The 13,476-nt window shown below is 30.8% G+C and carries 7 protein-coding genes and 2 tRNA genes; 7 read left to right on the top strand and 2 right to left on the bottom strand.

Annotated features, from left to right (window positions below):
- Position 1: 1 nt before the first annotated feature.
- Positions 2 to 2,233 (top strand): autotransporter domain-containing protein, encoded by a 2,232-nt coding sequence (locus AC5SLW_RS05080; RefSeq protein WP_494574809.1) that lies wholly within the window; start codon positions 2 to 4, stop codon positions 2,231 to 2,233.
- A gap of 129 nt (positions 2,234 to 2,362) precedes the next feature.
- Positions 2,363 to 4,570, top strand: a complete 2,208-nt coding sequence (locus AC5SLW_RS05075) for an autotransporter domain-containing protein (RefSeq protein WP_494574807.1) — start codon at positions 2,363 to 2,365, stop codon at positions 4,568 to 4,570.
- Positions 4,571 to 4,588: 18 nt separating this feature from the next.
- Here AC5SLW_RS05075 and carB read toward each other — a convergent pair whose 3' ends face one another.
- Together carB and carA are read right to left on the bottom strand one after the other, a co-directional pair.
- The gene (gene carB, locus AC5SLW_RS05070) at positions 4,589 to 7,813 is read right to left on the bottom strand and encodes a carbamoyl-phosphate synthase large subunit (RefSeq protein ID WP_494574805.1); all 3,225 of its coding nucleotides are present in this window, start codon (positions 7,811 to 7,813) and stop codon (positions 4,589 to 4,591) included.
- Entirely contained in the window at positions 7,791 to 8,987 is a 1,197-nt protein-coding gene (gene carA / locus AC5SLW_RS05065) for a glutamine-hydrolyzing carbamoyl-phosphate synthase small subunit (protein WP_494574803.1), read from the bottom strand. The genes carB and carA overlap by 23 nt, the downstream gene beginning before the upstream one ends.
- A gap of 128 nt (positions 8,988 to 9,115) precedes the next feature.
- Here carA and AC5SLW_RS05060 point away from each other — a divergent pair, with 128 nt between their 5' ends.
- The 5 genes from AC5SLW_RS05060 (at position 9,116) to AC5SLW_RS05040 (ending at position 13,468) form a co-directional block, all read left to right on the top strand.
- Positions 9,116 to 9,577, top strand: coding sequence for a GatB/YqeY domain-containing protein (locus AC5SLW_RS05060; protein WP_271505188.1), 462 nt, complete (start codon positions 9,116 to 9,118; stop codon positions 9,575 to 9,577).
- Complete coding sequence (gene dnaG / locus AC5SLW_RS05055; RefSeq protein ID WP_494574800.1) at positions 9,577 to 11,352, top strand: DNA primase; 1,776 nt, start codon at positions 9,577 to 9,579, stop codon at positions 11,350 to 11,352. The genes AC5SLW_RS05060 and dnaG overlap by 1 nt, the downstream gene beginning before the upstream one ends.
- A gap of 66 nt (positions 11,353 to 11,418) precedes the next feature.
- Positions 11,419 to 13,242, top strand: coding sequence for an RNA polymerase sigma factor RpoD (gene rpoD / locus AC5SLW_RS05050; protein WP_494574798.1), 1,824 nt, complete (start codon positions 11,419 to 11,421; stop codon positions 13,240 to 13,242).
- 8 nt (positions 13,243 to 13,250) lie between these two features.
- Positions 13,251 to 13,325, top strand: a tRNA-Val gene (locus AC5SLW_RS05045).
- Between the two features lie 66 nt (positions 13,326 to 13,391).
- Positions 13,392 to 13,468: transfer RNA gene (locus tag AC5SLW_RS05040), tRNA-Ile, on the top strand.
- The last annotated feature ends 8 nt before the right edge of the window (positions 13,469 to 13,476 follow it).

The following is a 13,476-nucleotide window of genomic DNA, read 5'->3' as shown; positions in this document are numbered from 1 at the left end:
TATGAAATTTATAAAAAACTTTATTTTAATTTTATTATTTATATTTCCCATCTCTAATTCATTTGGAGCTATGGTTACCAAAATACAGTCAGCAGCAGTCAATGATAGGAGTGACTTTATAAACGGCATCCATTTTAATTCTGATGGAACAAAAATGTTTACAGTGACCCAAAGAAAAGTTTCAGCAATTTCTAGTGTTTATGCACATATAAATGAATATGATTTAAGCACACCATTCAATGTCTCTACAAAAACTTATGCGAGTGATGATGAGGTATGTATATTAAATAGTGGTGACACGACTTCGGGTCCTATTAGTGCTATTACTGATCTAGAATTCTCTAATGATGGATTGATGCTGTTTGTGTCTAGGGGAAATGCTAAAGGTACTGCAAATGATGATAGAGTATTTAGATTTGATTTAACTTCCCCCTATGATGTTTCAACATGTGCATTCGCAAATCAAACTTCAGACCTTGATACTGGTACTCTACAAGATGGTAGTAATGCTGGAGATATTACTGAGGGAACTAATAACAGACTTCAAGGTATTGAGATTAATAATGATGGAACAAAATTATTTGCAATTTTTCATGGAGCGACGGGTCAAGACACAAGATTATTAGAGTACCAACTTTCAACTGCATACGATCTAAGTACCATATCAATTATTACAGATGCAGGAATAGAACTAAATGATGAAGTATCAAACCCTCAAGGAATAAGATTTAGTCCAGATGGAAAAAGATTTTGGGCTGTTGATCACAATGGTAGTACACAAGATGTAACTCAAATTTCCCTTGATGTGGCTTTTTCCACTTCTTCATTTACAATAGACGGTACAGTTTCAATATCTAGTGATATTACTCAACCAAGAGGAATTGCATTTAGTGCGGTTGGTCTTAAAATGTACATTGGTAGTGACAGAGATGAAAACGGAAAGGATGAAGTTTTTGAATTTGATTTAGTGTGTCCTTTTAATATTATTGAAGGAAAATGTCCTAGTATCACAACAGGTGACAGAACTGGAATAGCTATTGCACAAATAGAAGTTGCAACAAGAACTATAGAGCACTCAACGGACACTGCTTTAAATAGATTAAAATGGATTAGAAGAAATAAAGATAATCAAAACTTAACTAATCTTAATTTAGATCTTAATTTTACCAATCAAATGCTTGCCTCTCTTACTAAAGTTGTAAAAACCTCAGCTACTACAAAGAAAAAAGATAAAGAACAAGACGTATTTTATTGGAGCGAAGGAAGTATTGCTGTTGGTAGAGTAGGAGAGACAAATGTTTCTTCATTTAAAAAAATTAAAACTGATGCAATTACAGTTGGAGCAGATAAATTTACTAAAAATAATGGCATAAGTGGACTTGCTTTTAGGTTTGGTAAAAATGATGTTGATGTTGGCTCAGCTGGAAGCAATTTAGATACGAATACTTATAATTTAACCCATTATTCCTCATCCCCAATTGAAGATGATACAAAATTTATAGACACAATTATTGGAGTAGGTGTCCTTAATTCAGATATTTTATCAGTGCTTGATGGTAAACGTGTAACCGCTGATAGAAAAGGTAGACAAATATATGGAACAATTAAATTAAAAGATGAGATTAAGAAAAATAATTTAATTCTAATTCCTTCTGGACAAATAGACCTTGGTTATACCCGGTTAGATAGCTATCAAGAAAGTGGTAACACTGCTATGAAATTTCATAAGCAATTCGTTAAATCAAGAAATGCAAGGCTTTCAATTGCAGCAGTTGAAGAATTAGAAAATGAAAAATATAAAATTAGAAAGCATGGAAAATTAGAATACAAAGCAAACTTAAATCGTTCTTCTAATATAAAATATTCTTATGTCTCTGATGCAACAAGTGGTGAATTTGATACCAAACTAAACTCAGGCGCTTTACATAATTTAAATGGGGAATTGGGTATAGATATAATTTTACCAGATAGCTTTAGTATTTTTTTAATCTATGAGAGAAATCAAGCATTAGGAACTGGTCATACTGATAAAATACATTTAGCGATAGGATATTTACCAAACAGAAAAACTAATTATGCTTTTAAATTAGTAGGCTCAGAAAATTTAGGATCTGAATTTAAGATAAGTAAAAATATCAATGATTTTGAAATTGATTTTAAATTAAATAATCAAGATGTATTGAGGCCAAATACTATTGATGAAGCAACGATTAATTTAAAGAAAATCTTTTAATTTAATCTTTTTCAGACAAACTTTAAAAACCCAGTAAATTTATCACAAATGTTAGTTAACCTCGCCCGATTTGAGCACTAACAAAGATAGGCTAAGTAATAAAATAAATTTTATAGGCTATTTTCTACTATGGAAATTATTTTAAGAAAATTGGCTAGATGTATTCACGTCACTTTTTTTTTGATCATCTTTTTTAGTTCAAAAATAGTTTATTCAGAAGTTGTTACTATGCCTACATCATTAACTTCTGATACAACTGATTTTGTATTATTATCTAGTTCTGGAGTTACTCCAAGTATTTCAGGGTATTCTGGAACTCTTTTAGTTTCTGCTGTTGCTTCAGCAGGGAACATCAAAATAACTACAACTTCAAGTACTGATCAGGCTGCTGGTTATTGTGGATACGCTAGTGATGGAAGTAGTGCACCTGTTCAATGTACTGGCTCCTCTCTTACCGAAATAGGATTTAGAGGAACACAAGCTAACATTAATACTGCATTAGCAACACTCTCATTTAAAGGAGATGGCTCAACAGGGGCGACAATAACTGTTTCAGTAACCCCAGCTGGTAATAATTATAATTCAGCTAATGGTCATTATTATCAAGTAGTAGGTGAAGCTGATGATGAAATTTCCTATGCGGATGCAAAAACTGCCGCTGAAGCTTCAACATATAAGGGTTTATCTGGATACTTAGTAACAATTACCTCTGAAGCAGAAAATGATTTTTTAGATGCCAAAGTTTCAAAAAATACTTGGATAGGTGCTTCTGATAGCTCAACATATACATCTAATACTCACACAATAACAGAGGGTACTTGGGAGTGGATATCGGGTCCTGAAAACGGAAAAACTTTTTTTTGCCAAGTTGCTTATATTAATACTAGTTTTAACCCAGACAGACAAACAGCTAATGCAGCTGATGATGCATGTTCTGTAGCAACTGGTTATTCATATCAAAACTGGGATACTAATGAACCTAATGATCATTCCAGCACTAATATAGGGGATGAAGATTGTGCTCACTTAAGAGCAAATGGTAAGTGGAATGACCTACCATGTGGTACTAATAGTGTAGACTATTATATTATTGAATATGGAGGGACAGCTGGAGAATCTGCTACTGTTTCAGGTCTAACTACATTGTCAATTAATTCAACTGAATCAGACGATTACAATGTATTTGATGATAAAGAATTAGTAGGGATAGTTGAAGGACAATCAGAAAATGCAAAAAGATTTATTTATAGTTCAACAAATTCTATTTTAGAAAGAATGGAGTGGTATCGAACTACAAAAAAAAATGAAAATATTAAATTTCAAGATATAGGAATAGATATAGATATAACAAATAAAGATACCTATCCGTATGCAAAATTATTAGATGCTTATCTTTTAAAAGGTGATGTTAACAAAGAACAAAAGCTGTCAAATAAGAATATTGAAAAATTTATAAACGAATTACCTCTTTCAAAATATTTAAAAAATGAATTTGGAATGGTGCCTCGAAAATGGAAAATTTGGAGTTCTGGATATTTAAAAAAGGGTAAAATTAAACTTAAATCTGGCAAGGTTAATCAAGAGTTCGATTCAGATGCTTTAACACTTGGAATGGACAAAATAATAAGGAAAAATACGCTTTTTGGTATAGCGATTAGACTAGAAGATCAAGATACTGATGTTGGGCAATTAGGGACTAAAATTAAATCTGATGCAAAAAGTGCAACCATATATTCAAGTTGGCATAACAATAGCTCAACTTTTATTGATGGTTTAGTTGGTTATGGATACATTGATAATGATCTTACAAGAATTGAGCAAGCCAACACTTCTAATACTTTAACTGGAAATAGAGGTGTTAAGCAATATTTTACTTCAATTAAATTTAATAAAATAATGGATAAAGATAACTTTACTTCATTATTATTTGGAAGATTTGATTATGGTTTATCTAAATTAGAAAGTTTTTTAGAGACAGGTAATATTCAAGCATTAAAATTTGAAGAACAAAATTTAAAAAATAAATCTATTTCGATTGGTGCTTTAACAAAATATAAAAAAAAAATAAAGAAAGGTTATTTTCTACCATATGGTAGAATTGAATTTTTTGAAAACTTAACTCCTGATTCAGAAGCTAAAGCATCATACATTTCTGACCCTAACACCACATATTATTATACTGTAAAAGAGGATTATTCAAATTCTCTAAAATTAGAGTTAGGTTTTGATTTAAATCTAATTGATAGTTGGTATTTTTCTACTTCAATAAGAAGATTAATTAAAAACAATAAAGACTACGAAAATGAGTTTGCAATTAAAGTAAGCAAACCATTTTAATTATACCCACATTTAAAGTTAAATATCTTGAAGTGCAGTTACTGTAATCTCTTTTGTTTTTAAAGATCTAATCCCCATCAAGCAAGCTTGAGCAGTAGACATGTTTGTACAATAAGGAACTTTATTACCTAGGGTTGCTCTTCTTAAAGCCATTGCGTCATGAAGACGATGCTCACTATTTCCACCACCTGTATTAATTACAAGTGCAATTTTTTTAGAATTTAGTACATCAACAATGTGAGGTGAGCCTCCGCTTACCTTGTTTATTGTTTTACACTTTATTCCATGTTTACGAATGTACTCTGCAGTTCCACCAGTGCCACATAAAGTGAAATTTAATTTTATTAATTGTTTTGCAAGATCTACACCTTCATCTTTATGACCATCTTTTAGAGAGATAAATGCTAGACCTTTAGTGGGCAATGAGTTTGAAGCAGCAATTTGGCTTTTTGCGTAAGCCATACCAAAGTCTTTATCAAATCCCATAACTTCACCTGTTGATTTCATCTCAGGCCCTAACAATAGATCACTATTTGGAAATTTATTAAAAGGAAATACAGCCTCTTTAACTGCAAATAGGTTTTTGTTTTTATTTTTTAAATTGAACTTTGATAGTTTTTCACCAGCCATTACACGTGATGCAATTTTAGCAAGAGGAAGACCTTTTGCTTTTGATACAAAAGGAACCGTTCTACTTGCTCTTGGATTAACTTCAATTACGTAAATTTCATCATTTTTAATAGCAAATTGAATATTCATAAAACCTTTAACATTTAATGCTAGAGCTAATTTTTTAGTTTGAATTTCTATTTCAGAAATTAGTTTAGGTTTAATAGATACAGGAGGCAGACAACAAGCAGAATCTCCTGAGTGAATACCCGCTTCTTCAATATGCTGCATGATACCTGCAACAAATACTTGCTTACCATCAGATATCGCATCAACATCAACTTCCATAGCATGACTAATAAACTTATCTATTAATATCGGATTATCTTCCGCAGCTTTAAATGCTTCTTCTACAAAATTTTTTAATTGGCTTTTCTCATGAACAATTTCCATTGCTCTTCCACCTAATACATAAGAAGGTCTTACCATTAAGGGTAGTCCAATTTTTTCAGCAATTTGAATGGCTTGCTTGTAAGTTTTAGCAATACCACTTTCTGCTTGTTTTAATTTTAATCTATCAAGTAACTTTCTAAATCTATCTCTATCTTCAGCTAAATCTATTGAAGTGTACTGCGTACCTAAAATTGGAAGTTTGTTATCGTGTAAAAACTTTGCAAGTCTTATAGGGGTTTGCCCACCGAACTGAGCAATGATACCTACAAGGTTTCCTTTTTGCTGTTCTTTTTTGATAATATTATAAACATACTCTTCTTTAAGAGGCTCAAAATAAAGTCGGTCACTTGTGTCGTAGTCTGTTGAAACCGTCTCTGGATTACAGTTAATCATTATAGTTTCAAAACCACTATCTTTAAGAGCATAACTCGCTTGGCAACAACAATAATCAAACTCAATACCTTGGCCTATACGGTTTGGTCCACCACCCAAGATTATAATTTTTTTTCTTGAAGAAGGTTCTGCTTCACACTCTGTATTTAGTGCATAATTTCTTTGGTAGGTTGAGTACATATAAGGAGTGAATGATTTAAATTCAGCAGCACAGGTATCTACTTTTTTGTAAACTGGTAATACTTTTAAAGCAGTTCTTTTTTTTCTAACAAGGTCTTCAGAAATTTTAGTGATTTCAGATAATTTTTTATCAGAAAAACCTATTGATTTAATTCTGTTAAACTCATTGTAGTCTTTAGGAAGACCTCTTTTTTGTATTTTATTTTCTTCATCAACAATTTCTTTTATTTGCTCTAAAAACCAAGGATCTATTTTACAAAGTTGGTGAATTCTTTTAATGTTGATTTTTTTTCTAAAGGCTTCAGCAGCTAACAATATTCTGTTTGGAATATTTTTTTTAAGTTCTTTTTCTATTTCTTTTTTGTTAAGTGGAAAAATTCGATCTAAGCCTGAAAAGCCAATTTCAAGAGAAACCAATGCTTTTTGCAGAGATTCTTTAAAGTTTCTACCAATTGCCATTGCTTCACCAACTGACTTCATGGATGTTCCAAGAACCGCCTCAGAAGTAGAGAATTTTTCAAAGGTAAATCTTGGTATTTTAGTTACTACATAATCAATGCTAGGCTCAAAAGAAGCAGGCGTTGTTTTAGTAATTTCATTTTTTAATTCATCAAGGGTGTAACCAACTGCTAGTTTTGCTGCAACTTTTGCAATTGGAAATCCTGTTGCTTTAGATGCAAGGGCAGATGAACGTGACACTCTTGGGTTCATTTCAATAATAACCATTCTGCCATCTTTAGGATTGATTGCAAATTGAACATTTGATCCACCTGTTTCTACTCCAATTTTTCTAAGACAAGCAATTGAGGCATTTCTCATAACTTGATATTCTTTATCTGTGAGTGTTAGAGCGGGTGCAACGGTAATCGAATCTCCCGTGTGAATTCCCATTGGATCAATATTTTCAATAGAACAAATAATAATACAGTTGTCTTTTTTATCTCTGACAACCTCCATTTCAAATTCTTTCCAACCCTCAAGGCATTCTTCAATTAAAATTTGGTTAACAGGGGATTCGTGCAATCCATCTTTAACTATTTTAAGATATTCTTTTTCAGTTTTGGCAATTCCTCCACCCAAACCACCCAAGGTAAAAGCAGGTCTAATGATTGCAGGCAACCCAATTTGTTTTAAAGCTTTTGCAGCATCTCTAATATGAGATACCACTTTAGATTTTGGTAAGTCCAAACCAATATCTAACATGTTTTTTCTGAATTTTTTTCTGTCCTCTGCATTAGAGATCGCTTTAGAATTAGCTCCAATTAACTCAATTTTATATTTTTTAAGAATTCCCTTTTTTTCTGCCTCCATTGCTAAATTCAAAGCAGTTTGGCCACCCATTGTTGGTAAAATTGCATCTGGTTTTTCTTTTTTTAGAATTTTTTCTAATACCTCTAACGTTATTGGTTCAATATAAGTTTTATCTGCAACACCAGGATCTGTCATGATCGTTGCTGGGTTAGAGTTAATTAAAATAACTTTATAACCTTCATCTTTAAGGGCTTTACAGGCTTGTGTCCCTGAGTAGTCAAACTCACATGCTTGACCTATGATAATCGGTCCAGCACCAACGACTAATATAGTTTTAAGATCTTTTCTTTTTGGCATTTTTTTTTATGTTGTTAATAAATTCTTCAAATAAGTAAACACTATCTTGTGGTCCTGGATTTGATTCAGGGTGATATTGAACAGAAAAAACAGGTTTATTTTTTAATTTAATTCCTTCAATACAATTATCAAATAAAGATTTGTGAGTGACTTCAATATTTTTTGGCAATGATGCTCTTACAATTTCAAAGCCATGGTTTTGACTGGTGATTTCAACATTGTCTTTAATTAAATTTTTAACTGGATGGTTAGCGCCTCTATGACCTAGTTTCATTTTTTTAGTTTTTGCACCTAGTGTTAGAGCTAGAATTTGATGACCAAGACAAATACCAAAAATAGGTAAATTATTTTTGATTAATTCTTTAATGATTCCAATTGCATATTTACCAGTTGCTGCAGGATCACCAGGACCATTAGATAAAAAGATCCCATTTGGCTTTAATTTAAGTATGTCTTTTGCACTCGTTTTGCACGAAACCACTGTTACTTTACAATTAAGATCTGAGAAATATCTTAGAATATTTTTCTTTATCCCATAGTCAATAGCAACAACATGTAATGAACTTTTCTTATTTTTTAAATAACCAATTTCTTTTTTCCAAGTTTTAAAACCTGACCAAATATAATTTTTTTTAGTAGTTACTTGTTCTGCTAAATCTAAATTATTTAATCCACTCCATCTTGTTGTAACATTTGCTAATTTACTAATATTGAAATTTCTTTTACTAGAAAAAGAAATAGTGCCTTTTGGGGCTCCTTTATCTCTAATATAATTAGTCAAGCCTCTTGTATCCAAACCAGTGATCCCAACAATTTTATTTTTTTTTAACCACAGGTCTAAATTAGCTAAAGATCTATAGTTAGAAGGATTTGTTATTTCAGAGTTAAAAATTACACCTTTGGTCCAAACTTTATCAGACTCTAAATCTTCCTTATTAGTTCCAACGTTACCAACGTGAGGAAAGGTAAAATTGATAATTTGCCCAGCATAAGAGGGGTCTGAAATAATTTCTTGATAGCCAGTTAGAGAGGTATTGAAACATACTTCACCTGTCGCTATTCCCTGATAGCCAATACCAACTCCTTTAAAGATAGTTTTATTTTCAAGAACTAAAACGCCTGTGTGAATCTGTGAGATTTTATTAGAGCTAATTTTTTTTGCTTTTTTGATCAATTACAACTCATGAGTTAAAGGTTAATACAATAAAACCCTAATTATCGCAACAGAGATGTATTATAAAATTATAAAAAAACAATTTTTCTTTTGAAGAATTTTCACTTTGCAGTAGATTAAAAAATATTATGACATTGAAAGAAAAAATAGAAACTAACTATAAAAATTCTCTAAAATCAAAAAATAAGGTTGAAATCTCAACCTACAGGTTAATTTTATCTGGAATAAAAGATCTTGATATTGTCAATCGATCTGGAGCCAACATAAAAGAAACAGACGATGATGATATAAAAAAACTTTTAAAGAAAATGATTAAGCAAAGAACCGAATCAATAGAGATCTATAAAAAGAATGAAAGAATGGACTTGTTAGAAGTTGAGCAAAATGAATTTGATCTTTTATCTAGTTTTTTACCACAACAGTTAAGTGATGAAGAAACTAAAAAAATATGTGCAGATACAATAAGTAAATTGGGTGCCGCATCAATTAAAGACATGGGTAAAGTAATGGGTGAATTAAAGAAGTCATACCCTGACAATCTAGATTTTGCTAAAGCTGGACCTTTGCTAAAAGAACTATTAAATAAATAATGAAATACCCAAAAGAGTATTTGGACGAAATTAAAACTCGTTTAAAGGTTTCGACAGTTGTATCAAAGTCTGTCAGTCTAAAAAAAAGAGGCAAAGAATTTGTAGGTTTATCACCCTTTAAAACTGAAAAAACGCCTTCATTTACAGTTAATGATGAAAAAGAATTTTATCATTGTTTTGCAACATCGGAACATGGAAATATTTTTGATTTTGTAATGAAAACTCAAAATTTGAAATTTGGAGAAGCAGTAAAATCATTAGCAAATCTTGCAGGTATGAGACCTTATACATTTTCAAAGCAAGATGAAGAACGTGAAAAAAATTGGCAAGAATATTGCTCAATCTACAATCAATATGTTCAATTTTATCATGATGAAATTTTAAAAAATGAAAGCTTAACTATTGCAAGAGACTATTTAAAAAAAAGAAACCTTAGTAAAGATGAGGTTAAAAATTTTAAAATAGGTTTTGTTGAAAGAAACTCAAATTTTTATGAAAAATTAAAAGATGAGTTTAGTGAAAAAGTTTTAGTTGAAAGTGGTCTTTTTTATTTAGATGAAAAAAAGAATACATACGTTGAAAGATTTCGAGATAGAATAATATTTCCAATTAACAATATTTCAGGTCAACCTATTGGATTAGGAGGAAGAACCATCCAGGAAAATAGTTATTCAGCAAAATATATTAATTCTCCCGAAACACCTTTTTTTAAAAAGGGTTCTAACTTATATAATTTAGATTTAGCTAGAAGATTATCTAATAAAATAGATCATGTATATTTAGTTGAGGGATATATGGATGTAGTTGGTTTAAGTAAAAATGGAATTGAAAATGTTGTGGCAAATCTTGGAACTTCTTTAACAGATCGTCAAATTTTAATGCTTAACCAATTCTTTGAAGATATTATTATTTGTTTTGATGGTGATGAAAGTGGATACAAAGCAGCTCTAAGAGCAGCAGAAAATTCAATTAAAGAATTACAACCAGAAAAACAAATCTCGTTTCTTTTTTTACCAGATGGAGAAGACCCTGATAGTTATGCAAATAAAAATGGTAAAGCAAATTTTATTGATTTTACAAAACAGGCAAAAATTTCAATTCATCAGTTTATATTTAACCATTATAAACAACAAACAGATAACAATCCTTCATCAATGGCTATTTTTGAAAAAAAATTAAGAGCTATTGCTGCAACTATTAAAGATGATTTCATAAAAAAATATGTACTAGAGTTTTTCTTGGAGAAAATTTCATCCTTAACCCCACATAGCAATATTGGAAAAAAACAATTTTATACTAAAAAAGTTAAATCATTACAGTCTACTCAAAAACACTTTAACGAAAGTAAATTATTGAGCGGTGTTGAGCTTAAAGAATTTTCATTGCTTTATTTAATAATGAATAACTTGGATTTATTTCAAGAAAATATTCACATGATTGAAAATATAAAACTATTTAGCGAAGAAAATAAATTAATCCTTGAAACTTTGATAACCAAACTAAAGAGTGGAGAAAAACTTACCTTAGATCAAATTCCAATTGATCCTCAATTAACTGAAAAAATCTTTAAGTTTGCCTCAATAAAACATATTCTAAATAATCACCAAAATGATCAGAATAAAATGTTTGAATTATTAGACGAAGTTTCTAGAGACCTCAAAAACTACGATTTAGAGTTTAGGATTGAAGAGCTCGAGTCGAAGTTCTCTAAAGATTTAAGTGAAAGCACTTTCAACGAAATAAGAGAGCTAAAAAAACAAAAAAACATCAATTAAATCCTTCAAAAAATACATGGATTTTTCTTAAATTGGGCTTATATAAGTCTTCTCAAATATACTATTGTGGAAAGAATAATTACAAAATCATTTGCTAGACTTATGGGTCGTGGAACCCATAGAGGATTTATAACTTTTGATGAGTTAAATAAATCATTAGGTAAAAGAAATCTTTCAGACGAAAATTTAGAACAAGCCTTCATGCACATTCTTGATGAGAGTGTAGCATTGGTTGAAAAAAAATCTGACTTTAAAGTTTTAAGAAAAAAAGAAAATTCATCTAAAGAAGAAGGTAAGACAATTGAGAAAAGTGATGACCCTATAAGAATGTATTTAAGAGAGATGGGTGGAGTAGAGCTCTTGTCTCGTGAAGGTGAAATTGCAATTGCAAAAAGAATAGAAGCTGGGAAAGATGTAATGCTGATCGCATTAGCACAAAGTCCAATTACTGCACAACAATTTGTAGAGTGGGATGAAAAACTTCAAAGTGATGAAATATTAGTTAGAGAAATTATTGATATTGATACTAACTACATGGAAGATGAAAATACAGGGCCAAGTGCTAAACAAAGAAATTCTGGGGAAACTGATAAAAATGAAGAGAATAATGGAGACGATGATGAGTTTAATCCAACGCTTGCAGCAATGGAAACTGAAATCAAACCAAAAGTTTTAAAAACTGTTAATACTTTAACAAAAGAATATGCAAAATTAATCAAGTATCAAAAAGAAAAACTTGATTGTATTTTAAACGCAGTAAGTTTCTCAGCTGCTAAAGAAAAAGGACATGATAAAATTGTAAGTGATATTTTAGAAAATATTAAATCATTACAATTGTCACCCTCTGTATTAGAGGAATTGGTTCAAAAACACTATGTGGAAAATAAAAAAATTGTTTCACTAGAAGGAAATCTTCTGAGACTAGCAATGGATCAAAAAATTCCAAGAAATGAATTCATTAAGTTTTATATTGGCAATGAAATTAACCCAAATCTTAAAAAGTTCTTGGACACTAACCCCATGTGGAAACAGTTTTTTTTAAAAAATAAAGATGAATTTAAAAACATAAGAGAGAGATTAATTGAGATTAGTCATAAACTTGGAATTTCAGTAACTGATTATAAAAAAATAGTTAGCAGAGTTCAAAAAGGTGAAAAAGAATCTAGAATTGCAAAAAAAGAAATGGTTGAAGCAAACTTAAGATTGGTAATTTCAATTGCAAAAAAATATACAAATAGAGGACTTCAGTTTCTAGATCTTATTCAAGAAGGAAATATCGGTCTTATGAAAGCTGTAGATAAATTTGAATACAGAAGGGGCTATAAATTTTCAACATATGCCACTTGGTGGATTAGACAAGCAATCACTAGATCTATTGCTGACCAAGCTCGAACGATTAGAATTCCAGTTCATATGATTGAAACTATAAATAAAATTGTAAGAACCCAAAGATTAATTTTAAGTGAGTTTGGTAGAGAGGCTACGCCTGAAGAACTAGCACAAAAATTAAGAATGCCTTTAGATAAAGTTAGAAAAGTTTTAAAAATATCAAAAGAACCAGTATCTCTTGAAAAACCAGTTGGAGATGAAGAGGATAGTAGTTTAGGTGATTTTATTGAAGATACAAAAGCATTAGCACCTTTAGAACAAGCTATTAAATCTAATCTAAGTGAAGCTACGACTAAAATTTTATCAACTTTAACACCAAGAGAAGAAAGAGTTCTTAGAATGAGATTTGGTGTTGGAATGAATACAGACCATACTCTTGAAGAAGTGGGTCTTCAGTTTTCTGTAACAAGAGAACGTATTAGACAAATAGAAGCTAAAGCTTTGAGAAAATTAAAACACCCAAGCAGATCCAAACAGTTAAAAAGCTTTTTAGAAAGTTAAAATTCAAAGGGACTGTAGCTCAATAGTAGAGTACTGCATTGACATTGCAGGGGTAGTTGGAGCGTAACCAACCAGTCCCACCATTTTCATTATCTTTTACCTATGCTAGACATTGGTTACATTATAATATAATTAAAGCTTAATTTTTAGGGCCTGTAGCTCAGTTGGTTAGAGCAGTACACTCATAATGTATTGGTCCCAGGTTCGAGTCCTGGCGGGCCCACCAAAAATTAT

This window comes from Candidatus Pelagibacter sp. PS_40 (assembly GCF_059417765.1).
The sequence above is the reverse complement of the archived record's forward strand: the minus strand, read 5'-3'. Positions and strand labels throughout refer to the sequence as shown.

What these genes read in the sequence shown, in the direction of transcription:
- AC5SLW_RS05075 (WP_494574807.1), top strand. Translation starts at nt 2,363, where the DNA reads ATGGAAATTATTTTAAGAAAATTGGCTAGATGTATTCACGTCACTTTT.
- AC5SLW_RS05060 (WP_271505188.1), top strand. Translation starts at nt 9,116, where the DNA reads ATGACATTGAAAGAAAAAATAGAAACTAACTATAAAAATTCTCTAAAA.
- AC5SLW_RS05080 (WP_494574809.1), top strand. Translation starts at nt 2, where the DNA reads ATGAAATTTATAAAAAACTTTATTTTAATTTTATTATTTATATTTCCC.
- dnaG (WP_494574800.1), top strand. Translation starts at nt 9,577, where the DNA reads ATGAAATACCCAAAAGAGTATTTGGACGAAATTAAAACTCGTTTAAAG.
- carB (WP_494574805.1), bottom strand. Translation starts at nt 7,813, where the DNA reads ATGCCAAAAAGAAAAGATCTTAAAACTATATTAGTCGTTGGTGCTGGA.